At 72.8% G+C, this 23,686-nt stretch carries 21 protein-coding genes; 11 read left to right on the top strand and 10 right to left on the bottom strand.

The window, feature by feature from the left end; genetic code table 11:
* The first annotated feature begins 114 nt into the window (after nt 1-114).
* Complete coding sequence (locus WMF11_RS20780) at nt 115-1,395, top strand: hypothetical protein (protein WP_437910211.1); 1,281 nt, start codon at nt 115-117, stop codon at nt 1,393-1,395.
* Complete coding sequence (locus WMF11_RS20775) at nt 1,392-2,030, top strand: ATP-binding cassette domain-containing protein (protein ID WP_437910209.1); 639 nt, start codon at nt 1,392-1,394, stop codon at nt 2,028-2,030. The genes WMF11_RS20780 and WMF11_RS20775 overlap by 4 nt, the downstream gene beginning before the upstream one ends.
* Nucleotides 2,031-2,072: 42 nt before the next feature.
* Here the strand turns inward: WMF11_RS20775 and WMF11_RS20770 are convergent, their stop codons facing one another.
* Entirely contained in the window at nt 2,073-2,825 is a 753-nt protein-coding gene (locus WMF11_RS20770; RefSeq protein ID WP_437978678.1) for a class I SAM-dependent methyltransferase, read from the bottom strand.
* 2 nt (nt 2,826-2,827) lie between these two features.
* Nucleotides 2,828-3,691 (bottom strand): bifunctional methylenetetrahydrofolate dehydrogenase/methenyltetrahydrofolate cyclohydrolase FolD, encoded by an 864-nt coding sequence (gene folD / locus WMF11_RS20765; protein WP_437978677.1) that lies wholly within the window; start codon nt 3,689-3,691, stop codon nt 2,828-2,830.
* Nucleotides 3,692-3,837: 146 nt separating this feature from the next.
* On the opposite strand from folD, the gene WMF11_RS20760 reads away from it, so the two are divergent.
* Entirely contained in the window at nt 3,838-5,220 is a 1,383-nt protein-coding gene (locus WMF11_RS20760; protein WP_437978676.1) for a nicotinate phosphoribosyltransferase, read from the top strand.
* A gap of 66 nt (nt 5,221-5,286) precedes the next feature.
* Nucleotides 5,287-5,970 (top strand): cysteine hydrolase family protein, encoded by a 684-nt coding sequence (locus tag WMF11_RS20755; protein ID WP_437978675.1) that lies wholly within the window; start codon nt 5,287-5,289, stop codon nt 5,968-5,970.
* A 54-nt stretch (nt 5,971-6,024) separates the two neighbouring features.
* Here WMF11_RS20755 and WMF11_RS20750 read toward each other — a convergent pair whose 3' ends face one another.
* A complete protein-coding gene (locus WMF11_RS20750) occupies nt 6,025-8,031 on the bottom strand; it encodes an EAL domain-containing protein (protein ID WP_437978674.1) in 2,007 nt (668 codons plus the stop codon).
* A gap of 298 nt (nt 8,032-8,329) precedes the next feature.
* Here WMF11_RS20750 and coaE point away from each other — a divergent pair, with 298 nt between their 5' ends.
* The 3 genes from coaE (at nt 8,330) to WMF11_RS20735 (ending at nt 11,374) form a co-directional block, all read left to right on the top strand.
* Entirely contained in the window at nt 8,330-8,980 is a 651-nt protein-coding gene (coaE, locus tag WMF11_RS20745) for a dephospho-CoA kinase (RefSeq protein WP_437555441.1), read from the top strand.
* Between the two features lie 65 nt (nt 8,981-9,045).
* The gene (locus WMF11_RS20740) at nt 9,046-10,599 is read left to right on the top strand and encodes a ribonuclease H-like domain-containing protein (RefSeq protein WP_437978673.1); all 1,554 of its coding nucleotides are present in this window, start codon (nt 9,046-9,048) and stop codon (nt 10,597-10,599) included.
* Nucleotides 10,600-10,723: 124 nt separating this feature from the next.
* Nucleotides 10,724-11,374, top strand: a complete 651-nt coding sequence (locus tag WMF11_RS20735) for a DUF72 domain-containing protein (protein WP_437554090.1) — start codon at nt 10,724-10,726, stop codon at nt 11,372-11,374.
* A 191-nt stretch (nt 11,375-11,565) separates the two neighbouring features.
* On the opposite strand, the gene lnt is transcribed toward WMF11_RS20735, so the two are convergent.
* Nucleotides 11,566-13,281, bottom strand: coding sequence for an apolipoprotein N-acyltransferase (gene lnt, locus WMF11_RS20730; protein WP_437978672.1), 1,716 nt, complete (start codon nt 13,279-13,281; stop codon nt 11,566-11,568).
* 386 nt (nt 13,282-13,667) lie between these two features.
* Between lnt and WMF11_RS20725 the strand changes: the two genes are divergently transcribed.
* Together WMF11_RS20725 and WMF11_RS20720 are read left to right on the top strand one after the other, a co-directional pair.
* Nucleotides 13,668-14,939, top strand: coding sequence for a hybrid sensor histidine kinase/response regulator (locus WMF11_RS20725; protein ID WP_437554086.1), 1,272 nt, complete (start codon nt 13,668-13,670; stop codon nt 14,937-14,939).
* Complete coding sequence (locus tag WMF11_RS20720; RefSeq protein WP_437910192.1) at nt 14,939-16,111, top strand: cysteine desulfurase family protein; 1,173 nt, start codon at nt 14,939-14,941, stop codon at nt 16,109-16,111. Before WMF11_RS20725 ends, WMF11_RS20720 begins: the two co-directional genes overlap by 1 nt.
* Before the next feature lie 476 nt (nt 16,112-16,587).
* On the opposite strand, the gene rlmB is transcribed toward WMF11_RS20720, so the two are convergent.
* The 3 genes from rlmB to WMF11_RS20705 are packed head-to-tail and all read right to left on the bottom strand — an operon-like array spanning nt 16,588 to nt 18,897.
* Nucleotides 16,588-17,334, bottom strand: coding sequence for a 23S rRNA (guanosine(2251)-2'-O)-methyltransferase RlmB (rlmB, locus tag WMF11_RS20715; RefSeq protein WP_437910190.1), 747 nt, complete (start codon nt 17,332-17,334; stop codon nt 16,588-16,590).
* Entirely contained in the window at nt 17,331-18,113 is a 783-nt protein-coding gene (gene pyrF / locus WMF11_RS20710; protein WP_437910188.1) for an orotidine-5'-phosphate decarboxylase, read from the bottom strand. Before pyrF ends, rlmB begins: the two co-directional genes overlap by 4 nt.
* Before the next feature lie 19 nt (nt 18,114-18,132).
* On the bottom strand, nt 18,133-18,897 hold the full coding sequence (locus WMF11_RS20705) for a hypothetical protein (protein ID WP_437554078.1): 765 nt from the start codon (nt 18,895-18,897) through the stop codon (nt 18,133-18,135).
* Nucleotides 18,898-19,401: 504 nt separating this feature from the next.
* On the opposite strand from WMF11_RS20705, the gene WMF11_RS20700 reads away from it, so the two are divergent.
* Nucleotides 19,402-19,617, top strand: a complete 216-nt coding sequence (locus tag WMF11_RS20700; protein ID WP_437554077.1) for a biotin/lipoyl-binding carrier protein — start codon at nt 19,402-19,404, stop codon at nt 19,615-19,617.
* A 138-nt stretch (nt 19,618-19,755) separates the two neighbouring features.
* Here the strand turns inward: WMF11_RS20700 and WMF11_RS20695 are convergent, their stop codons facing one another.
* On the bottom strand, nt 19,756-20,778 hold the full coding sequence (locus tag WMF11_RS20695; protein WP_437554075.1) for an MlaD family protein: 1,023 nt from the start codon (nt 20,776-20,778) through the stop codon (nt 19,756-19,758).
* Nucleotides 20,779-20,963: 185 nt separating this feature from the next.
* On the opposite strand from WMF11_RS20695, the gene WMF11_RS20690 reads away from it, so the two are divergent.
* A complete protein-coding gene (locus WMF11_RS20690; protein WP_437978671.1) occupies nt 20,964-21,704 on the top strand; it encodes an ABC transporter ATP-binding protein in 741 nt (246 codons plus the stop codon).
* A 31-nt stretch (nt 21,705-21,735) separates the two neighbouring features.
* Here WMF11_RS20690 and WMF11_RS20685 read toward each other — a convergent pair whose 3' ends face one another.
* Both WMF11_RS20685 and WMF11_RS20680 read right to left on the bottom strand, forming a co-directional pair.
* A complete protein-coding gene (locus tag WMF11_RS20685) occupies nt 21,736-22,593 on the bottom strand; it encodes an MlaE family ABC transporter permease (RefSeq protein ID WP_437554072.1) in 858 nt (285 codons plus the stop codon).
* Nucleotides 22,594-22,608: 15 nt separating this feature from the next.
* Nucleotides 22,609-23,499 carry an MlaE family ABC transporter permease gene (locus WMF11_RS20680; RefSeq protein WP_437910183.1) on the bottom strand — a complete coding sequence of 297 codons (891 nt, stop codon included), beginning with the start codon at nt 23,497-23,499 and terminating at the stop codon, nt 22,609-22,611.
* Nucleotides 23,500-23,686: the final 187 nt, after the last annotated feature.

Here is a 23,686-nt window from a genome sequence, read left to right as displayed (position 1 = left end):
CTACTGCTTCCGGCGCCCTCCGCGACACCGGCCACGCGGCCGGGGACGACCGCCGCGCTGGCCATGCGCTTCCGCGGGGAGCATCCGGCCGGCCGTGCGGTACAAGCACGTGACGTGCTGCGCCGCTTCGCCCTCGTCGTGCGCGTCCTGGTCTCGACGGCCGGGAAGGACGCCTTCGCGCGCGCCATGCCGCTTTACATGGGCATGGGCCTCGTCGCGGCGGTCGTGTTCGGCGGCAACGGGATGCACCCCTCGCAGCTCACGGGCATCGCGGGTGAGTCGCCCCTGTTCCGGGTCGCGCTCTGGGGGGCGTGGTTGCTCGTCGGGACGCCGGCGGCGCGCGCGCTGCTCCGCGCTCCGGCGACGTTCTTTCTCCGCGCGCTGCCGGTCCCGCGCCGGGAGCTGCTCTCGGCTCACGCGCTGCTCCTCGCCGTCGCGGAGCTCCCGTGGGTGGCGCTCTGGACGGTCGGCGCCGGCGCGCTCGCCGGATGCGCCGCCGGCGCCGCGGCGCTCGCGGCGCGCTGCATGCTCCTCGCCCGTCCGCGCGGCGCGCGCGAGCTCTCGGCCCTCGCGCTGCTCGCGGGCGCCATCGCGCTCGGGGCCCCGGCGTCGGTGCTGCTCGCGTGCGCCGCGCCCACGCTGGCCGTCGGGCTGCGCGCGGCCGTCGCCCGCGCGCCAGAGATCCCCGCCGGCCGCGAGCGCTCGATGATCCCACCGGCGGCGCCCGCGCTCGTCGCGCTCGCGCTCGTCTACCTGGCGGCGCTCGTCCGTGGCCACCGCGCGGTGCTCGTGCGGGGCCTCGCGCTCGCGGCGATCGGCGCGCTCGCCGCGGCGGCCTGGGCGCGGAACAGCGGGCGGCTCGGCGGCGGGCCGCTCGCCGCGGCGTCGCTCGTCGCGCTCGCGCCGGTCGCGCTCTGCGCGGGCGCTGGCCTCGCTGGTCCGGTCCTGCGCGAGGAGCGGCGGCTCGCGTGGCTCCTCGACGCGTGCGGCGCGGCGGCCGGGCTCCGCGCGGGCGCCGTCGCCGCGGCGGTGGCCGCGCCGCTGGTGGCGCTCGCGCTCGGGCACGGCGCGGTGGTCGGCGCGCTCACCGGCGCGGCCCCCTCGGTGACGTTGCGCCTGGTCGGCGGCGCGGGGCTCGCGGGGCCGCTCCTCGCCGCGATCGCGCTCGGCTGCGTCCGGTGGTCCGCGCGGCAGGACGGCCGCGACAGCAGCCGGGTGCTGCTCTCGGTGCTCGCGGCGATCGTGGCGTCGACCGCGGCCGCGTGGACGCTGGGCGATCTCGCGCTCGCGGCCTTCGCTCCGGCGGCCGCGCTGCTCGCGGGGCCCGCCGGGGCGCGCTGGCTCTCGCCGGGTCGCGGGCGCGGCGCGGCGGCAGGAGTGGGGAGGGCGCTGTGACGCTGGAGGCGACGGGGATCCACAAGCGGCTCTCGGGCAGGGACGTGCTCTCGGGCGTCGAGCTCCGCTGCGGACCTTCGGAGGTGGCGGTCGTGATGGGCGAGAACGGCGCCGGCAAATCGACCTTGCTACGGGTCGTCGTCGGGTTGCTGGAGCCGGATCGCGGCGCCGTGACGCTCTCGGGGGAGGCCGTCCACGGCGCCGCGGCCTCGGCGCGGCGCCGGCTCGGCTACGCGCCCGACGCGACCGATGCGCTGCCCGATCTCCAGGTCGCGGAGCTCTGCGCCCTCGTGCGCGCGCTCAAGCAGGCGCCGCCGCTCGACGGCGCGTGGCGCGCGTGGATCGAGCGGCTCGGCGCGGCCGCCTTCTACCGACAGCGGCTCTCCGGGCTGTCGTTCGGTCAGCGCAAGCGCGCGCTCCTTCTCGCGGCGCTGGTGGGCGATCCTTGGCTGCTCGTGATCGACGAGCCGACCAACGGGCTGGACGCCGAGGGGGCGCGCACGGTGCTGGAGCTCATCGAGCAGCGCCGCGCGGAGGGGAAGGCGACGCTCCTCACGACGAACGACGCGGCCTTCGCGGCGGCGATCGGGGGGCACGTGCGCCGGCTGAACGGAGGGCGGCTCGGCGCGGAGTAGGCGGCGCCTCGGCCCGTGAGGCGCCGCGCCTCCGGACGCCGCCTACCGGCCGGGCTGCCCCTCGTCGCGGCCCGGACGGTGCGGCAGCAGCCGCAGCACCCGCGTCTCGCGCTGCTCGCGACCTTCGAGATCGAGCGACGTGGGGACCTGGTACCGCGCGAGCTCCTCGACCGCCTTCGAGGGGCAATAGGCGCGCCCGGGATCGCCGACGATCACCGCGGTGGCGCGCGCGGCCTTCTGGCGCAGCCACGGGAGCACGCGGTCGACCATCGCGCGCTCGTAGCAGACGTCGCCCGCCACGATGACGTCCCACGCGGCCGTCGCGGCGCTCGCCGTGAGATCCTCGGTGATCACGTCGACGGTGACGCCGTTCAGGGCCGCGTTCAGCCGGAGCGCCGCCGCGGCGAACGGATCGATGTCGGCGGCGCTCACGCGCGCGGCGCCGGCGAGCGCGGCGGCGATCGCGACGACGCCGCCGCCGGAGGCGAGGTCGAGGACGCGCTTGCCCGAGACCGTCGCGGGATGATCGAGGAGGTACCGCGCGAGCGCCTGCCCGCCCGCCCACGCGAACGCCCAGTACGGCGGCGGCACGCCCGCGCGCGCGAGCGCCGCCTCGGTCGCGTGCCAGAGCGGCGTGACCTCGGTCGCCAGGTGGAGCTTGACCTCGGGGACGAACGGCGGGCAGGCGACGGCCGTCTCGCGCGCGACGAACGCCGCGGCGCGCTCGGGGGCGGAGGCGGCGTCCCCGTCGGCGTCGGGCTGCGGCGCGGGCGCGAGCCCCCTCGTCACGGCCATCGTCACCGCTTCGCGACGTGCGCCTCCGCGGCGCGCAGCGTCGTCTCGAGCAGCGAGGCGATCGTCATGGGGCCGACGCCGCCGGGCACCGGCGTGATCCAGGCGGCCCGCTCCCTGACGGCGTCGAAATCGACGTCGCCCACCAGCTTGCCCGCGTCGTCGCGGTTCATGCCGACGTCGATCACCGTGGCCCCTTCCTTGATCCAGTCGCCGCCGATGAGCTTCGCCTTGCCCGCCGCCGCCACGAGGACGTCGGCCTCGCGGCAGAGCGCCTTCAGATCGCGCGTGCGCGTGTGGGCGATCGCGACCGTCGCGTTCCGCGCGAGCAGCAGCTGCGCCATCGGCCTGCCGACGAGGTTGCTCCGCCCCACCACCACCGCGCGGGCGCCGGCGAGCTCGACGCCCGCCTCCGCGAGCAGGCGCATGCAGCCGACCGGCGTGCACGGCGCGATGCCGCCCGGGCGGCCCATCGCGAGCAGCCCTGCGTTCACCGGGTGGAGGCCGTCGACGTCCTTCGCGGGATCGATGGCGTCGAGCACGGCGTGCGCGCGGACGTGCGCCGGCAGCGGCAGCTGGACGAGGATCCCGTCGACGGTGTCGTCCGCGTCGAGCTCCGCGATGCACGCGAGCAGCTCGACCTCGGTCGTCGCGGCCGGGAGCGCGCGGAGCCGTCCTCGAATGCCGACCTCGTTCGACATCCGCTCCTTGCTCCGCGTGTGCGTCACGCTGGCCGGGTCCTCACCGACGAGCACCACCTCGAGGCCGGGGGGCCGACCGTGGGCGGCCACGAAGCGCGCCACCCCCTCCCGCACCTCGTCGCGGACCTTCTGCGCGATCGCCTTGCCGTCCAGGATCTTCGCCGCCATGGCCGCGGAGCTTAGTCCAGCCGCGGCCGTCGCGGGGGGGCTGCCCGCAGCGGCCCGGGGAGCGATCGTGAGGATGGCCGTCGCACCGCCTCACGCCACGCGATCTTCCGGTTGACCCGTACGTCCAGCGTCTCTAGCCATGATCTGTGGACGCGCTGCACACCGATCTCTACCAGCTGACCATGGCGGCGGGCTATTTCCACCGCGGCATGGCCTCGCGCGTCGCGACGTGCGAGCTCTTCGTTCGCCGCCTGCCCCGGCACCGGCGCTTCCTTGTCGCGATGGGCCTCGAGCGGGTCGTGCGCTACCTCGAGGAGCTCCGCTTCACCGAGGAGCAGATCGCCTACCTGAGCGCGCTGCCCGCCCTCGCGGACGCGATGACGCCGGCGTTCTGCGGCTACCTGCGGGACTTCCGCTTCCACGGCGACGTCTGGGCCATCCCCGAGGGGACCGCGTTCTTCGCGAACGAGCCGGTCCTGCGCGTCACGGCGCCGCTCATCGAGGCGCAGCTCATCGAGACGTTCGCCCTGTCCGCCATCAACCACGCCACCGCGATCGCGTCGAAGGCCGCGCGTGTCGTCCTGGCCGCCGGCGACGCGGGGGTCATCGAGTTCGGCAGCCGCAGGGCGCACCCGGAGGCGGCGATCGACGCTGCGCGGGCCGCGTACGCGGTCGGCTGTGTCGGCACCTCCAACGTCGAGGCCGGGATGCGCTTCGGCATCCCGGTGCTCGGGACGGCCGCGCACATGTGGACCATGGCTCACCCGACGGAGCAGGCCGCGTTCGAGGCCTACGTCGCCGTCTTCCCGAGCGCGGCGATCCTGCTCGTCGACACCTACGACACGCTCGTCGGCGCGGCGCGCGCCGCGGCGATCGCGCGCGACAAGCTGAAGGGGGTCCGGCTCGACTCCGGCGACCTCGCCGCGCTCAGCGTCGCCGTGCGGAGGATCCTCGACGACGCAGGCTGCGCGTCGGCGAAGATCGTCGCCTCGGGCGATCTGAACGAGCACCGCATCGCCGAGCTCCGGCGCGCCGGGGCGCCCATCGACCTCTACGGCGTCGGGACGGATCTCGTGACGTCGATCGACGCCCCGGCGCTGGGCGGCGTCTACAAGCTCGTGGAGATCGGCGACGTCGAGCGGGGCGCGGGCGCAGAGCGCACGCCCATCGCGAAGTTCTCGGAAGGGAAGGCGACCCTGCCCGGCGCGCACCAGGTGCACCGCTTCCGCGATCGATCGGGGAAGCTCGCCCGCGACGTGATCGCGCTCGAGGGCGAGCCGATGAGCCCCGACGCCGAGCCGCTGCTCGCGCCCGTGATGGCGCGCGGCGCCCGGGTCGCGCCGCCCGAGGGGCTCGACGCCGTCCGGCTGCGCGCGCGCGCGCAGCTCGCCGGGCTCCCGGACGCGCTCCTCTCCATCGACGACGAGCCCGAGCAGGGCGCGCCCTTCGCGGCCGACGTGTCGCCGCGGCTCGGCGCGCTCGTGGAGGCGGTGCGCGCCCGCGTCGTCTCTGGCGCAGGACAGCGGTAGCGAGCGAGACCCCTGGCGAGCGCGGCCGCGAGAGGCCGCGCGCCCCCCACGACAGGAGACGACGACATGGCGAGCGGTGAATGGCCCCGACAATCTTCGCCCCCGAGGGTGTTCGTCGACGTCGACGTCCAGCGGGACTTCTGTGACGAGACCGGCGCGCTGTACGTGAAGGGCTCGCCGAACGCGCTGTTTCGGCGGCTCACCGAGCACGCCGTCGCGCACGGGATCCCCATCGTCGGCTCGGTCGACTCGCACGCGTGGGACGCGTGGGAGTTCGCGTCGAACGACACGCCGGCCCCCGAGGGCGGCAAGCCGGGCTTCCCCGACCACTGCGTGAAGGGGACGCCGGGCTGGCTGAAGGTCGAGGGAACGCTGCCGCCGCGCTACCGCTTCCTCCCCAACGTGGAGCGCGCGCCGATCGACGCGGCGGTGCGCGAGCTCGCGGCGCGCACGAGCCACGCCGTCTACTTCGAGAAGGAGGTCTACAGCCTCTTCGCGAACCCGCTCGCCGAGGCGTTCCTGCGCGAGCTCGCCGCGGCGCTCGGCGACGCGCCGGAGCTCGTGGTCTACGGCGTGGCGACCGACTACTGCGTCCGCGCCGCCGCCCTCGGCCTCGCCCAGCGCGGCTACAGCACGGTGCTCCTGACCGACGCCGTCGCCGGCATCACCGAGGCCGGGGTCGCCGCCGCGCTCGCCGAGATGCAGGCCGCCGGCGTCACGCTCACGACGTCGTCAGCGCTTCTCTCCTAGGTAGGTGCCAGCGGATCGCGCGGCGAGCCCGCGCGGGCTCCCGCCCCGATCGCGTCAGCGGCCTTCCGGCGAGCCTGTCGTGTCCGGGATGCTCGGCTCGCCCTGGGCGCGCAGGGACCCGCACAGGTCCACGAGCGGCTGCGGCTTGTCGAAGTGCCACCCCTGCGCGTAGTGGATGCCCATCGACGTGAGCAGCTCGGCGATCTCCTGGTTCTCCACCTGCTCGGCGACGGTCTTGATGCCGAGCGTGTCGCCGATCCGGTGCACCGACTCCACGATCGCGCGGTGGAGCGAGTTGTCCTTCAGATCGCGCACGAACATGCCGTCGATCTTCACGTAGTCGACCGGCAGGCTCTCCAGGTAGCCATACGACGCGTGCCCGCTGCCGAAGTCGTCGATCGCGAACCGGCACCCCATGGCGCCGAGCTCCTGCATGAACCACAGCACCTCGCCGAGGTTGGCGAGCGCCGCCGTCTCGGTGATCTCGAAGCAGATCTTGCTCGGAGGCACCTGCGCCCGGTGCAGCTGCTCGACGATGAAGTCGAGCAGGCCCTCGCGCAGCAGCGACACGCCCGACAGGTTGATCGAGCACGTGTCGAGGCGCCTCAGCGCGTGCTGCGGCAGCGCGCCGATGAGCCGGAACGCCTGCCGCGCGACGTAGCGATCGATCACGTGGATCAGGCCGCTCTGCTCCGCCGCCTGGATGATGCCGACCGGCGAGTAGAACCGGCCGTCCTCGCCGAGCTGCCGGACGAGCACCTCGAAGTGCGCGCCGCGGGGCGTGTGCGCCGCGCCCGGCTTGATGAGCGGGTGGATGCCCTGCGAGTAGAGCCGGAGCCGCCCCTCGGCGAGGTGGCGCTGCAGGCTCGCGACCCACTGCATCGAGCGCCGGCTCGTCGTCATCTGCTGGTCGTCGAGGTAGACCTGCAGCCTCCCGCGCCCGTTCTCCTTCGCGATGCGGCACGCGTGATCGGCGGCGCCGAGCACGTCGACGGCCCGCTCGAAGTGCGGGGTCAGCACCACGAGCCCGATGCTCGCGCCGATCGAGAACGTCTTCTCCGCCCACCCGAACCGGAACTCGAGCAGGCAGATCTGCAGGTCGCGCGCGATCCGCTCCGCTTCCCGCTCGTTCTTGTCCGCGAGCAAGAGGACGAACTCGTCGCCGCCGATCCGCCCGGCCGCGTCCTTCGGGCCGACGATCTCGTGCACGCGCGTCGCGACCCACTGGAGCAGATCGTCACCCGCCTCGTGCCCGCACGTGGCGTTCACGAGCCGGAAGCGATCCAGGTCGATGTAGCAGAGCGCGTACGGCGTGTTGTTCGCCCTGCAGTCGTTCAGCGCCTCCTCGATGCGATCGATGATCGCGTACCGATCGAGGAGCCGCGTCAGCGCGTCGTAGCGGGGCTTGGCCGGGTGGATCGGCAACGGCCCCGGCGCGCCGAGCTCGCGGAAGAGGACGAGCTGCCCGGGGGCGGGCGGCGGCGGCCTCGAGTCGCGCTGGCTCTCGCGCGTGGGCCGCCCCGCGAGCGTGCCGATCGTGTGGACGACGGGGATGACCGAGCCGTCGCGGCGCTCGAGCAGCGCGGTGTACCGCGCGGACGTCGGTCGACTCGCCGTGGCCGCCTCGGGCGCGGCGAGCGGCGCGCCCGGCGTGCGCAGCGCGCCCTCGTCGATGATCACCGGCGCGAGCGGCGCCACCGGCTCGCGCCGCGGCGTGAGCGCGGGCGGCGCAGCGGCCTTCGCCGGCGCGCCCTCGTCGAACAGCTCGGTCATCTCTCCGACGTCGATGTCCGGATCTCCGCTCGTCGTCCCCGCCGCCGGGATCAGCCGGAGCACGCGATCGAGCAGCGCGCCGCGCGCCTCGACGATCGACCAGCCGGTCAGCCGCTCCGCTGCACCGTTGACGCGCACCACGCGCTGCTCGGCGTCGACTTCGATCACGCCGACGTCGAGCTCGGACAGCCACGCGGCGACTTGCTTGTTCGGCGAGCCGCGGTGCGCGTCCGAGCGATCGAACGCGGCGTGCAGGCTCGACTCCGGCCGGTCATCGATCTTTGCCACCACCCCGTTATGGTAGTTGCATTCCCGGAGAAGCGGACTTCTTAAGCGCCGACGGCGAGGAAACTCGACGGTCGCAGACCCCCCTTGGAGGTAGGCTCGGGTCGTGGTGGTCACGAGGCGAGCAGGCGCTCCGGGCAGACGTGGGCGCCGGCGCAGGTCGCACCCTTCTTCCGGCGCCGGCCGCGCTCGACCGCAGGTGCGACAGAGGTAGGTGTTAACGCAATGCGTTGTGATACTGGGTCGAGATCAGGCAGCGGAGAGGCGTGCTGGTCGCTCCAGGTAGGGGGTTGAGGCGGCCATGGGGATCGTCCTGTTCGGGCTCACCGGCGGCCTGGGCTCCGGCAAGAGCACGGTGGCGGCTCATTTTCGCGCGCGGGGGCTTCCGGTCATCGACGCCGACGCGCTCGCCCGCGAGGTGGTGGCGAAGGGAACCGAGGGGCTCGACGCGGTGGTGCGCGCCCTGGGCCCGGAGGTGGTCTCGCCGGACGGCTCGCTCGATCGCGCGCGCGTCGCTGCGGTGGTGTTCGCCGATCCGGACAAGCGCCGCCAGCTGAACGCGATCGTGCACCCGCGCATCACGGCGCTCACGCTGGAGCGCGCCGCCGAGCTCCAGGCGCAGGGCGAGCCGCTGGCCTGCTACGAGGCGGCGCTCCTCGTCGAGAACGGGGTCGCCGATGCGTTCCGCCCGCTCGTCGTGGTCGCTGTGCCCGAGGCGGTCCAGATCGCCCGCGCGATGGCGCGGGACGGCGCGGCCGAACACCACGTGCGCGCCCGGCTCGCCGCGCAGCTCCCGCTCGCCAGCAAGGTCGCGGTGGCCGACTACGTCATCGAGAACTCCGGCGATCGCGCCGCGACCGAGCGGCAAGCCGACGAGGTGCTCGCCTCGATCCGGGCGAAGCTCGGCGTTGGTCCCAGCGCCGCGCGGAAGGGGTCGGGCCAGGATCCCTGACGCGGCCTCCGCTGGACCACTGACTTGATGCGCAGTGCCCGGCGTGGAAACCTCGTGACCGGCCGATGACGTCGTTCAAGTCGAAGCTCGCGCGGCTCGGACCGCTCCCGGCGGAGCGCCGCGGCGCTCCGCCGCTCGCCCCCGCGCAGGCGTCGCTCGATCGCGGTCCCGCCGTGGACGGCGTCGGCCCGTCCGAAGCTCCTCCCGCACCGGCGGCCGCGGCGCCTGCTCCGACCGACGCGGCGCCGGCCGCGGCGGCGCCGGCCGCGGCGTCTGCATCGCCCTCGACGGGCGTCGCTCGACCGTCGCTCGACGATCTGCGCGAGCGCATCTCCCGCATCGTCGCCCGGGGCGCGCCGCCGACCCCCAGGGCCGATCCCGCGCGCGGCGAGCTCCCCTTCCATGTCGAGCAGACGCCGGGGGGGCCGCTCTATGCGAGCCGCACCCGCTCGCTCGCGGCGGCCCGCGTCGGCCGCGCGCCGCTCGTCGCCGCGCGCGACGCCGATCCGGCCATGCTCGCGCTCCTCTCGCTCGATCCGGGGCTCGCCGGCTGCGACGTGCGGCGGGCGCTGTTCCTCGATACGGAGACCACGGGCCTCGCGGGCGGCACGGGCACCGTGCCGTTCCTGATCGGCCTCGCCTGGTTCGACCCCGGGGCGGACAGCGCGGGGCCGCTCGGCGAGCCTTCGTCCGACGGCTTCGTCATGGAGCAGCTCCTCCTGCGCCGCCTCGGCGAGGAGGAGCCCATCCTGCGCCGCCTCGCCGAGCGCCTCGCCGGCGCCTCGATGATCGTCACGTACAACGGCAAGGCGTTCGACATGCCGCTCCTGCGCACGCGCTACGTGATGAACCGCCTGCCGCCGCCGCCGGAGCTGCCGCACCTCGATCTCGTCCACGTCGCGCGCCGCATCCACAAGGCCCGCCTGAAGAGCCGTACCCTCATCGCCCTCGAGCACGACGTGCTCGGTCGGGTGCGCGTCGGGGACGTGCCCGGCGGCGAGATCGTCGCGTGCTACGCCCACTTCCTGCGCACCGGCGACGAGGAGGCGCTGATCGGGGTCGTCGAGCACAACGCCGCCGACGTCCTCGCGATGGTCGCGCTGGTCGGCCTCTACGGCGAGCCGCTCGGCAGCCTCGCCGCCGGCGATCTCGCCGGGGCGGCCGCGACGCTGCGGCGGGCGGGCGCGCTCGAGCGCGCGGCCGAGCTCGCGGACGCGGCCGTCGAGCGCGGCGGCGGCGCGGTCGCGTGGCGGGCGCGCGGCGACATCGCGAAGGCGCGCGGGGACAAGGCGCGGGCGCTCGCGGACTACGAGGCCCTCGCGGCCGAGATCGACGATCCCTCGGTGCGCCTCGAGCTCGCGAAGCTCTACGAGCACCACGTGCGCTCCTTCGCCCGCGCCCTCGAACTGGCCGACCAGGGCACCGCGGAGCCCGAACCTGCGCAGGCCCGCCGCCGGGCCCGCCTGCAGCGCAAGGTCGATCGCAGCGCCGCGGCGCTCGCGCTGCCGTTCGGGCAATCCGTTGGCGCTGGCGCGGGCGCGGTCGACGGCGCTCCTGCGCGCCCGTGCTCCGAGCCAGCGGCGCCGCGGCGCCGCGGCGCGAGGGGGAGGGAGGAGTGAGCGGGCATGCACTGCCTCCACCACGTCCTCACGCCCCCGCGTCGTTCGGGCGTCCAGGCGAGCCGATCGAGAAATCCATCGGTCTGGCTTCTCGCCAGCGCGCGCGTGGGCTAGGGTGGGGGCGATGATTACCGTCGGCTGCGCCGGTTTTCCCGTCCCAGCGACGCGCTATTTCCGCGAGTTCATGTTCGTGGAGGTGCAGGAGACCCATGTGTCCCTCCCGGGACCTGGAACGATCCGGCGCTGGCGGCGCGAAGCTCCAGGCGGCTTTCGCTTCGCCCTCCTCGGTCCGCGCGAGATCGGGCAGGAGGGTTTTCGGGACGGCAAGGTGATCGAGACGGCGCTCAAGAGCATCGAGGCGGTCGCGGATGAGCTCGAGGCGAAGCTCGCCGTCTTCGTCGGCCCCCCGGAGTTCACGCCGACGCGCGCGAACAAGGCCATCCTGCGCGAATTCCTCGTCAACGTGAAGAAGCGCTTCGAGCGCGTCGTCTTCGAGCCTCCGCCCGGGTGGGATCCGGACGAGTGCGACGAGCTCACCCAGGAGGTCGGCGCGCTCGCCGCGCGCGATCCGCTGAACGCGGGGCTCTCGCGGCTGAAGGTGGCCTACTACCGCCTGCACGGTCCCGCGGGGCACAAGTCGCGCTACGAGGATCCGGCGATCGAGCGGCTCGCCGAGATCGCGCGCGGCGCGAAGCACGACGACGCGACGTACGTGTTCACGAACGTCGACATGTTCGCCGACGCGAAGCGCTTCAAAAAGGCGATGAAGCTCTGAGCGACGGTCGCCCGCTTCGGATACGGGCCCATCTCGACGTTTTCTGTGCTCAGCGTACGTGAGTACGCTTCCGCGCAGAAAACGCCGATCTGGGCCCGTCTCCTGTGCGGGCGACCGCCGCTCTTTGGGTGCTCCAGCGTCAACCGCGCCGCGGGCGGCGTCGGCGTGTGCCACGCGAATGCGCGGGCGGCTCAGCCTTCGGCGCGCCCGAGCCGCCAGCGCTTCGGCCGCGTGATCAGCGCCATGGCGGCGCTCGCGGCGGCGGCGACGTACCACGGGATGTCCTTCACGGTCCCGTAGACGGTCTTCGCGCGCATGAAACGGGCCTCGCCGAGGAGCGACTGCTCCTTGAACGTGTCGCTGTGCGTGACGACCCGCCCGACCGGGTCGACGATCGCGGAGACGCCGCTGTTCGTCGCGCGCACGAGGTAGCGGCGGTGCTCGATCGAGCGCATCTTCGCGAGCGCGAGGTGGATCCACGGCTCCGTCGAGTCGCCGAACCAGGCGTCGTTCGTGAGGTTGACGAGGAGGTCGGGGTCGCCCTGGGCGACCAGCTTGTTCACGAAGTGCGGCAGGATGTCCTCGTAGCAGATCATCGTCGCGAGCCTGTGGCCGTCCCACTCGAGCGGAGCGAGCGACGTGCCGGAGCTGAAGCGGCCCGAGTTCGGCGACAGCTTGTAGAGGTACGGGAACATCTCGCCGAACGGGAGGTACTCGCCGAACGCGAGCAGGTACTGCTTGTCGTATCGACCGAGGATCTCGCCGTCCTTGCCGGCCATGAGCGCCGTGTTGAAGCTCACGCCGCGCTCGTTCCGGTCAGCCGGTAGCCGGTGGATGACCGTGCCGACCACCGTGGGGACGCCGAGGCGGCTCGTGAGCGACCGCTGGACCTCGCGCTGGTAGGCCGACTCCCGGAACGCTTGCGGCACGCCCGCCTCGCTCCACACGACGAGCTCCGCGCCCTGCTGCGCGAGCTCCCGGGTCCGGCTCACGTGGATCTTGAGCGCGTTCCGCCGGTCGAAGAGCGCGAGGTTCGGCTGGACGATCCCGATCTTGATCGGCTCGGCCGCGGCGGCGGCCGCGTCCACGGCGCGGATCCGGAGGACGCCATACACGGCGGCGAGGGCGGGGGCGGCGATCCCCACCGCGACGACCGCGCGGTTCAGCTGGCGACCGCGTCGCGGCTGGCCGGCGTCGCGGCCGGCTTCGCCCGGCGCGAGGCTCGCGCGATCCAGCCGGAGCATCACGAGCTCGGCGATCGCGAGGTTCGCGGCGACCAGCACCAGGCCGACGAGGTAGGGGCCGCCGAGCTCCGCGACCTGGCCCATCACCGGCGCGTTGTGGACCGACGCGCCGTAGTACCAGGGGAAGAGGAGCGGAAAGACGAGCTCGCTCGTCACGAACGCGAGCGCGAAGGCCACCGGGCCTGGCCATCCGCGCGCCTCGGCCCGCCCGTAGAGCCAGCCGCACAGCGCGATCCTCCCGGCCTGGTAGCCGCAGAGGATGGCCATGAAGAGCGCGCAGAGGATCGTGGGGAATCCGCTGAACACCCGCAGCATCTCGAGCAGCCAGTAGAAGCCGGTCATCGTCATGACGAAGCCGGCGATCCAGCCGAGCAGCGCCGCGCGCCTGGGCGTCTGTCCGCGCAGCGCGACGATCAGCGGGACGAGGCCGAAGAACGAGATCGGCCAGAGATCCATCCCAGGAAACCCGAGGAAGTAGAAGAGCCCGCTGAGGGCCGCGAGCGCACAGGCGAGGCGCGCGGGCAGCGCGCGCGCTGCTCTTCCCGCGCTCGCCGGGGGGTCTCCCGCGCTGCGCGGCGCGTCCGGCAGCGGGAGGCTGGCGGTCTCTCCACCCCCGGCGTCTGCGACGGCAGCCTCGCTCTCTTGCTGGTGCGCGGTCGTCATCGGGAGCGCCCGGGGAAGGGAAGGCAGCGCGCCGTCGTGACGGCGTCGCGGTGGAACCTGGAAGGGCCGAGCATGGCGGCCCCGTATTGAAGGGACGCCGTCCCTCCGTCAACCCGCTCGGCGCGAGCCAGGCAACCCGCTCGGCGCGAGCCTGGCAACCCGCTCGGCGCGAGCCAGGCAACCCGCTCGGCGCGAGCCTGGCAACCCGCTCGGCGCGAGCCTGGCGACCCGCTCGGCGCGAGCCAGGCAACCCGCACCGCAAACGAGCGCTCCGAGCGGACGACCCCGGCGCAGGACGCGCCCGCGCAGCCTGGCCGGGTGGTGGAAGTTCGCGCAGAACGTGCCTGAACCCCCACGATCGCGACTACTATGCGCCCGCAGAGCCCATGTCGAAGATCCTTCACATCGAGGACGATCCCGCGAACCGCCTGCTCGTCCGCAAGCTGCTCCAGAACGCGGGCTACGAGGTCCTAGAGGCCGCCGACGGGCTCGAAGGGGTACGTCTCGCCTGTACGCAGCACCCCGACCTCGTCCTCGTCGACCTGAACATCCCCGGCCTCGATGGATTCGAGGTCACCCTGCGCCTGCGCGGCGAGGCGTCGCTCGCCGGCGTCCCCATCGTGGCGATCACCGCGGAGGGCGACCGGGACACGAGCCTCGCCGTCGGCTGCGACGGCTTCCTCCAGAAGCCGATCGATGCGCGCTCCTTCCCGTCGATCATCGCCCGCTACCTCAGCGGCGCGCGCGAGGAGCTCCCCGCGTCCCAGGGGCCGCTCCGGCTGCGCGAGCAGAGCCAGCGCATCGTCGCCCACCTGGAGCAGAAGGTGGCCGAGCTCTCGCGCGCCAACGCCCGGCTCCGCGAGCTCGACGCCGCGCGCACCGAGTTCTACCGCAACATCTCCCACGAGCTCGCGACCCCGATGACCCCGATCGTCGGGTACGTGAAGCTGCTCGCCGACGAGGAGCTCGGCCCGCTCAACAAGGCGCAGAAGAAGGCGCTCCTCGCGATGGAGGACTGCGTGCGCAGGCTCCGCTCGCTCATCGACAACCTCCTCGACGTCACCGGCATCGAGACGGGTCGGATGCGCTTCATGCACTCCGAGTACGATTTCCTCGACACCACCCGGCGCGCCCTCGCCCAGGTCGCCGACCGCTTCGCCGAGGGGAAGGTCCAGCTCGTCGAGGATCTGCCGCGCGGCCCGCTCCCCGCGTGGGGCGACGCAGGCCGCCTGCAGCGGGCGATGATCCAGCTGTTCGAGAACGCGGCGAAGTTCACGCCGGCCGGCGGCACCGCGGGCGTGCGGGTCACCGTGCTCCAGTCGGGGCACTACGAGCTCTGCGTCGCCGACAGCGGGCCCGGGGTCAAGGCGGACCGCCAGTCGCGCATCTTCGAGCCGTTCTATCAGGTCGACGGCTCGGCCACGCGCGCCTACGGCGGCGTCGGCGTCGGGCTCGCGATCGCCCGGCGCACCGCCCGGGGGCTCGGCGGCGACGTGCGCGTCGCGTCTCCCGGCAACGAGATCATCGAGGGGGAGACGCTGACCGGGGCCGCGTTCTACCTGACGGTCGCCCGGCGAGCGCCCTTCCAGGACGACGGCAGCTCCCCCGGACGGCTCGGCCCGCCCTCGTCGCCTCCCACCGATCCCTCGTCCATCTGATGCACCCGGCCGCTCGCGCCATCTACCTCGACTGGAACGCCACGACGCCGCCGCACCCCGAGGTCCTGGCCGCGATGCAGTCCGCGGCGGAGGTGGCCTGGGCCAACCCCGCGAGCGTCCACGGACCCGGGCGTCGGGCGCGCGCGTTCATCGAGCAGGCGCGGGAGGCGGTCGCCCGGCTGACGGGCTTCGACGCGCGCGACGTGATCCTCACCTCGGGCGGCACCGAGGCCAACAACCTCGCGCTCTGCCACGCGTTCGACGAGCGATCCGGGGCGCTCGTCGTCTCGCGGATCGAGCACCCGTCGGTGACCCGCGCCGCCGAGGCGCTCGCCGGCCGCGGCGTGCACGTCGCGTGGATCGATCCCGAGCCGTCCGGCCGGGTCGCGCCGGAGGCGATCGCTGCCGCCGTGGATCGAGCGGCGGCCGTCGCGCCCGTGCGGCTCGTGAGCCTCCAGGCGGTGAACCACGAGACGGGGGTCGTCCAGCCGATCGCCGAGGCGGCGGCGATCGTCCACGCCCGCGGCGCGCGCCTCCATGTGGACGCCGTCCAGGCGGTGGGACGCCTCCCGCCGGAGGCGTGGGCCGGGGCGGATCTCGCGTCGATTGCGGCCCACAAGATCCGCGGGCCGAAGGGGATCGGCGCCCTCGCGGTCCGGCCGGGCATCCGCCTCCGGCCCGTCCTGCTCGGAGGCGCCCAGGAGCGCGGGTTGCGGCCCGGGACGCAGGACCCGCTCGCCGCGGCCGGCTTCGCCGTGGCCGCCCGGCGCGCGATCGGAGGTCCTGCCCGCTACGCAGCGCTCGCCCCGCTCCGCGATCGCCTCGAGGCCGAGCTCGTCGAGATCGGGCGCGCGGCCGGCGCCGCGCCGATCCGCAACGGAGACGGCGACCGCGCCCCCCACATCACGAACCTCTCCTGGCCCGGCTGGCGCGGCGACGAGCTCTGCGCCGCGCTCGACCTGGAGGGGGTCGCCGTGTCCAGCGGATCGGCCTGCAGCGCCGGGACCGCCGAGCCTTCCCCGGTCCTCACGGCGATGCTCGGGCCAGAGCGCGCGGCGTCCGCCGTGCGCTTCTCGATCGGCGAGGACACGGCCGAGGCCGACCTCATCGAGGCCACGCGCCGCGTGGCCCGCGTGCTCTCCCGCCTGCGATCGCTTCGAGCCGGAAGCTGAGCCGATCCCGTCGCTTACCGGGAACCCGTCGATTCTTGAACCATCCCTCGAGCCATTCGGGATTAGCGCGCAGAGAAGGGTGAGTCCACAGGGGTATCTCTTCGCAGTGATTGAGCTTTTTGAGGGGGCTGTGGATTCTTTAGGTCGATCCATTGAATGGATCGAATCGGTCATCTCGCTGTGAGCCTGTTCAGCGTTCGGCGAGGTGCTCGACTTCGCTTCAGGTTCTGATTGTATCCATTCGAATTTATTGTCAATTTTGTTGATGTAAGGAGTCGGCCTGCGGCGCTGCCCGGCGATCTCGCGGCGCGCGATCACGCCGGCTCCGGACGCATCGATCGAGGGCCGTCCAGGCCAGCTCTCGGATGAGCTCGCGCTCGACGTGCGGTGGTGCTGCCAGGCCACGTCGCGGCGCGCGAGCGCGCCGGTGACCGGACCAGCGAGGCGCGCCGCGAGAGGCCGAGCGCGCTGTCCGGCTACGTGCTCGATGCGCGGCGCTGCCGGACGACTTCGTAGAGCGCGATCGCCCCTGCGACCGAGGCGTTCAGCGAAGAGATGGGGCCGGTCATGGGGAGCCGGGCGACGTGCTGGCAGGCGCGGCGGACCGAGCGGCGTGTGCCCTTGTCCTCGGCGCCGATGACGATCGCGACAGGGCCGGTCAGGGGCAGCTCGCCGAGCTCCACCGGACCCTGGGCGTCGAGCGCTATCGCGGCGACGCCTCGGGCGGCGAGCGCCTCGAGGGCGTCTGGCAAGGAGGGGACGCGGCACAGCCTCGCGTGCTCGATGGCGCCCGCGGACGCACGGAAGGTCGCCGGGGTGAGCGGCGCCGAGCTGTGCTCGGGCCACAGGATGGCCCGGGCGCCCAGGGCGACGGCGCTGCGGATCACCGCGCCGAAGTTCTGCGGGTCCATGACGCCGTCGAGCGCCACCGTGATCGTGCCGGCGCCGGGCTGGCCCTCCTCGACGACCGGGATCTCGTCGACACCGACGATCTGGAGCTCGGGCGCCGAGGCCACGGCCCCCTGGTGACGCCCGCCGGCGCTGCGGCGATCGAGCTCGTTGCGAGGCGCGCGCTCGGTCGGGATGCCCTGGCCCTCCGCGAGGCGCGCGAGTGCGTCGAGCTTCGGGCCGCCGTCGCGCTGGACAAGGACCCACCCGACGCGCGCGCCGTGCGCGCGGATCGCCTCACGAACCGGCTGGAGACCGTAGACGAGGCGGCTCACGGGCGCGGAGGGTGGAGCGTGTGCGCGATCTCCTGGACGATCGAGCGCGCCGTGGCGAGCGGATCGGCCGCGTCGCGGATCGGCCGGCCGACCACGAGGAGATCTGCGCCGGCCGAGATCGCGGCCGAGGGCGTGGCGATGCGCCTCTGATCATCGCCTTGTGCGCTGCCTTCGCCTGCACCGAGGCGGATGCCGGGCGTCACGATGAGCTCGCCCCGCCCGAGCGCCTCCCGCAGCACGGGCACCTCGTGCGGCGAGGCGACGAACCCGTGGACGCCCGCGCCGCGCGCGAGCTGCGCCAACCGGACCACGTGCTCGGACGCGCTCCCCTGCACGCCCTGCGCGGCGAGATCGCCGTCGTCGAGCGACGTGAGCACGGTGACGGCGAGCAGGATCATGTCCTGGGAGCGCGCCGCCTCGCTGGCCGCGCGCCTCAGCATCTCGGCGCCGCCTGCCGCGTGCACCGTCAGGTACCGGACCCCGAGCGCGGCGGCGCCCGCCACCGCCCGCGCCACCGTCTCGGGGATGTCGTGCAGCTTCAGATCGAGGAAGACGTCGAGCCCGAGCGAATTGCCGATCTCGACCGCCTTCGGTCCCTCGCGGACGAACAGCTCCAGACCGACCTTGAGCACGCCGATCGAGGGGGCGATGCGGGTCGCCGCCGCCCTGGCGTCGTCGAGGTTCGCGTAGTCGAGCGGGAAGACGAGCCTGCGGCGCGCCTCGTCGAGCGAGCCGCTGCCGAGGCTCGTTCTCTGCCTGACGGAGCTGAAGTTGGCCATTCAGGGACCCTGTTCCGCGTCAGAGGCAGCTGCAGAGCGGATCGCCAGGGGCACAGTTGCAGGGCGCCTTGGCGCCGCCGCCGCTCGCCGGCGCGCCGCCCGCGGCCGGGCGTCCGCCGCCGCCGCGGCGCAGCTGCTCCTGCTTCTGCTGCTCGGCCTCGAGCTGCTTCTGCAGGGCGAGGCGCGTCGCCTCGTCCTTGGCGGTCGCGAGCTGATCGCGCAGCCCGGCCATCTTGCCCTCGGACTCCTTGAACTGCGCCTCGAGGCGCTTGTTCGCCTCCTCGAGCTCGCGGGCCCTCGCGGCCTCGGCCTGGATGCGCGCCTCGTTCTTCTGCGCCGAGTCGACGGCGACGACCGTGACGATGCCGATCACCAGCACGCTGGCGATTGCGCCGCCGATGAGGAGCTTGCGCAGCTTCTTCTTCCCTTCGTCCTGCTGCAGCGCCGCGAGCGAGCGCTCGTGGTGCTGCTGCGCGGCCATCGCCTCGAGCCGCGCCTTCTGCTCGGCCTCGACGCGCGCCTTCTCGATCTCGGCCTGCCGGATCGCCTCGAGCCGCGCCGCCTCCTCGCGGGACCGGCGCTCCTCGTTGCGACGGCGCTCCTCCTCGGTGCGGATGCGCTGCTCCTCGGCATCGCGCGCGGCGCGCTCCGCCTCGACGCGCGCCTTCTCGGCGGCGGCGGCGGCGGCGGCCTTCTGGGCCTCTTCGCTCTTGATGCGATCCTCCTCGAGGTTCATCAGCTCCTTGAGCGAGAACAGGACCGAGCTTTCCTTCTGTTCCGACATGACCTCGTGGCTCCTTCGATCGAGCGCGTGCGGTTTGGCTACCAAGGGGCGGTGCGGGGACCTGCAGGTCGCCCTCGGAGGGCCACCGAGCAGGACGATTCTGACCCGCAGAGCGGCTTTGACGCAATTATTCGCGAACGCCACGACCCTCGTGATGTCGAGGCGCCGCGGAGTCGCCAGCCAGAGTATCGCCGTGGTGCACCGCAGGTACCAGCGGAAATCGTTGCGCTCCGTCCCTTCCACCTCACCTCCACGTGTTCACCTCGGTCACCTCGGCCACGTCGGCCACCTCGTTTACCTCGCGTGCCCTCCGTTCTCCTTGGTCCTCCTTGGTTCACCTCCGTTCCCCCCGCTCGTCACCGCGCGCCTGCGCCGCCGGACGAACTGGTCCGTCGCCGAGGGCGCCCAGGGCATCACGGAAGAAGGTGCCGCCCGAGGGCGGGCTCCTTCGCTCACCACGGCCCCGTTGGATTCTCGGTGGCTCTCCGGTAGCGTCGCGCGCCCATGGCGAAACTCATCAAGGCGCACATCACCGGTACGGTCTGGAAGATCGAGGTCAAGCCGGGCGACGAGGTCGAAGAGGGGACCGTCGTCGTCATCCTCGAGTCCATGAAGATGGAGATGCCTGTCGAGGCTGAGGAAGCGGGGACGGTCGAGGAGATCCTCGTCACCGAGGGGGCCGCCGTCACGGAAGGCGCCCCGCTGGTCAGGCTGACCTGATCGACCGTCAGGGCCGGCGGGGACCCGACGGCCCACGGATGTACATCGCGCTCACGCCCGGGTCATCGGCCCGGCGCGCGGGGCGCTGTCGTGCGCCCTCGCAGGACGCGCGCCCTCGCAGGACGCGCGCGGCGCCGCTCACTCGCGCCAGAAGAACTTCCAGGGGTTGTGCTTCAGGTCGCGTGCGAGCTCCTGCAGGTCGTCGAACAGCTGCTCATCCATCACGAGCGCGCCGACCGTCCCCTTGCCGCGCTTCACGTGGGCGAGGACCGCCTGGGCGTCGGCGGTCGCAGCCCTCGCCCTGCCCGCGATCTCGGCGATGTCGTCGAGCGTCTTCCTGATCTTGACCTGCTCGGTCTCGCCGCCGACCGTGGTCGAGAGGCGGCGCGCGTTCGCCAGCGTCTCGCGCGCGTCCGCCATGAGCGGCGGCAGATCGCGCGCGGCCGTCCCGGTCAGCTGATCGGTGTTGGCGAGGATGCGGTCGATCTGCGGGTTGTTCACGTACCGCTGCCGGGCGTCCTTCACGAGATCGGTGCCGTCGACGCTCATCTGCTCGACGTTCTCGGCGATGCGATCGAGCCGATCCTGGTTTCGGTGCATGAAGTCGCCGGTGCCCTTCAGCGTCTTCCGGAGCCCGTCGAACGCCTCCCCGACCTCCTCGCGGTGCTCGCGCATCGCCGAGACCGTCGCGTGCAGGAGCTCGTAGCCCTCGGCGAGCAGCATGTCGAGGCGCGGCGGATCGAGCCCCCGGACGACGGCGTTCGGCGGGATCACCGGCCTGTCGGTCGAGCCGGGCTCTATCGCGAGGAACTGCTCGCCGAGCACGCCCTGCGTGGTGACGTAGAACGTGGCGTTGTCGTGGATGCTCTGCTGGTAGCGTTCCTCGAGGCGCACCTGGATCCGCACGAGCGGCTCGCGCTTGCCGTCCTTGCCGAGCTTGCCGCCGCTGAAGTGGATCTCGCTCAGCTTGCCGACCTCCACGCCGGCGATCTTCACCGGCGCCCCGGTCTGGAGGCCGCCCGGGTTGTCGAACTCGACGTAGATCGAGTACTTCGGCTGGAAGTTGACCCCGCCCATCACGAGGATGAACGTGGCGAGGAGCCCGAGCGCCGTCAGGATGAGGATCCCGACCTTAACCTCGATCGATCGCGGGCTTGCCATGAGTTCGTTATCTTCTCCGATCTGGCGGCGGCGGGGTGAGGGAAATAGGCCAGGATCCACCTGCCGCAGCGCGATATTCCAGCGGGCGGCGTGACGCTTCGCGCAGCCATTGCTTTGACGCAACCGCGCTTCTCGCTTCTTCTCTCGCTTCTTCTCTCACGTCTTCCCGGAATTGCCAGGTCCCGATGATTTCGTTCCGAAATGTCCGAAAATCCTTTGGCCCCAAAGATGTCCTCAAGGACGTCTCGTTCGACGTCGAGGACGGCGAGGTGTTCTTCATCATCGGGCAGTCGGGGGTCGGGAAGAGCGTGCTCATCAAGCACCTCGTGGGGTTGCTCTATCCGGACGGCGGGGAGATCTGGCTGGACGGAGAGGAGGTGAGCCGCTTCGACGAGGCCCGGATGTACCCGGTGAGGATGAAGTGCGCGATGGTGTTCCAGCACTCGACGCTGTTCGACTCGATGACGTGCGCCGAGAACGTCGCGCTCCCGCTCCGCAAGCACAAGGGGCTCAGGCCGAAGGAGGCGCTCGCGGAGGCGCTGCGGCGGCTCGAGCAGGTGCATATGCGCGAGTTCGGGGACCGCTTCCCGCCGGAGCTCGGCGACGGGATGCGCAAGCGCGTCGCCATCGCCCGCGCGCTCACGCTCGACCCGCGCTACGTGCTCTTCGACGAGCCGACCACGAGCCTCGATCCGGTGAGCGCGCGGCGCGTCGACAAGCTGATCCGCGAGCTCAGCGACACGCTCGGCGTGACGAGCATCGTCGTGAGCCACGACCTCGTGAGCATCTTCACGATCGCCGACCGCATCGTCATGCTCTATCAAGGTCTGGTGCGCCTGCTCGGGGATCGCGCGGCGTTCCAGGGCTCGCCGGATCCGGTCGTGCAGCAGTTCATCACCGGCAGCGCCGAGGGGCCGATCGAGTGAGGCGCCGGCGCGGCGCGGCGGGGCCGCCCGCCTAGCGGAAGATCAGGAAAGCGGCCGCCGAGATCAGCATGTTGAGCACGATGACCGCGAGCGAGGAGTTCACGACCGCGCGCGTCGTCGCCCAGCCAACGCCCTCGCTGCCGCCGAAGGTCGACAGCCCGGAGTGGCCCGAGACCACCGGGATCGCGGCGCCGTAGGCCACGCACTTCGCGAGGCCCGTCGCGAGATCACCCGCGTCGACGAGGCTGACGTTCATGAACGTCTCGGGGCTCACGTCGAACATGCTGTACGCGGTGACCATGCCGGTGGTGAAGGAGACCGCGGCGCTCCAGACGATGAGGCACGTGGTCATGAGGAGGCTCGCGATGAACCGCGGCTTGATGAGGTAGTCGATCGGATCGGCCGCGCACATGCGGAGCGCGTCGACCTGCTCGGTCACCACCATCGAGCCGATCTCGGCGGCGATGCCCGCGCCGACCCGCGTGGCGAGCATCAGCGCGGCGATCGACGCGGCGAGATCGCGGACGAGCAGCTCGAGGTACGTCGCCCCGAGCATGGTCAGATCCGGGATGACCCGCTTCGCCTGCTGGCCGGCCTGGAAGACCATGATCATCCCGATGAAGCCCATCACGACCGTCAGGAAGAACAGCGATTTGTTGCCGATCTCGTACATCTGCTGGAGCACCGCGCCCGGCTCGCGGCGCCCCTTCGCGCAGTAGTAAAGCGTCCTCACAAATACCGAGTAGAGCTCGCGCGCCGACTGGAAGAGGGACAGCGCGGCGGCGCCGATCGCGGCGACGCCGGACGCCTCCGGCGCGACATCCCTGAGCTCGCTCGAGGGCGGGCCGGCGCTCGGGCGATCGGAGGAGCTCTTGTCCGGGGAGGGCATGCGCGGCGCCGCCGATCAGTCGAGCGTGAAGGAGACGAAGTAGTCGAGGATGAAGATGCCGGCGGCCGAGGCGACGACGGTCGCGTTGACGGCGCGGCCGACGCCGGGCGCGCCGCCGGTCACGCCGAGGCCGTACTGGCAGCTCGAGAGCGCGAGCACGACACCGAAGACGACGCTCTTGACGAGGCCGCTCATGACGTCGCCGATGTCGAGCAGCCCGCTCGTGAGGCCGTTGTAGAAGACGGCCGGGGCGACGCCGAGGAGGAGGTCGCCGGTCAGCGCGGCGCCGAGCAGGGCGAGCGCGTCGGCGAAGATGACCGAGAGGAGCAGCGTCAGCACCATCGCGAGGAAGCGCGGGGCGATGAGGAAGCTCACCGGGTCGATCGCGAGGACGCGGAGGGCGTCGATCTGCTCGGTGACGACCATCGTGCCGAGCTCGGCGGTGTTGTTGGCGCCGACGCGGCCGTTGATCATGAGCGCCGTGAGCAGCGGGGCGATCTCGCGGAGCGTGCCGAAGCCGGCGCCCCAGCCGAGCAGGCCGTGCGCGCCGAAGCGCTCGACCAGCGGCGCCGCCTGGATGACCATGATCGCGCCGGTGAAGAGGGCGGTCACGACGACGATGGGCATCGACTTGACGCCCATCCTGTAGAGGTTGCGCATGAACTCGGCGCCGTCGACGCGGAGCGTGGCCACGCGCGCCGCGATCTTGCCCGCGAGCACGGCCATGCCGCCCACCGTGGCGGCGATCTGGAGGAACGAGCCGCCGAGCTGGTGGACGCCGGAGGGCTCCTGCGGGATCGGCGCCCGCGGCCGCTTCACGGGGGGCGCGGGCGGCGCGCCGGACGAGGCGAGCGCGCCGCCGCCGTGAGCGCGCGCGGCGGTGCCTGGGCCAGCAGGAGACGTCATGGGAGACGGGAGCTTAGCCCAAGGCTCCCGGGGAGCGCGGCGCGATCTGGCGTCCCCAGAGGCCGACGCCCGAGAGGTCGAGACCGCTACCCAAGCAGGAGATCGTCCTCTACCTGAAATGTGCCCGCCTCACTTCGAGGCAGCCTCGTGCGGTGGCAAACGCGCGCTCCTGCGCGCAATGCCGGCG

This window comes from Sorangium sp. So ce295, assembly GCF_051527405.1.
Lineage (GTDB): Bacteria > Myxococcota_A > Polyangia > Polyangiales > Polyangiaceae > Sorangium > Sorangium cellulosum_B.
Note: the sequence above shows the minus strand (reverse complement) of the source record. Positions and strands in the feature narration are given on the sequence as shown.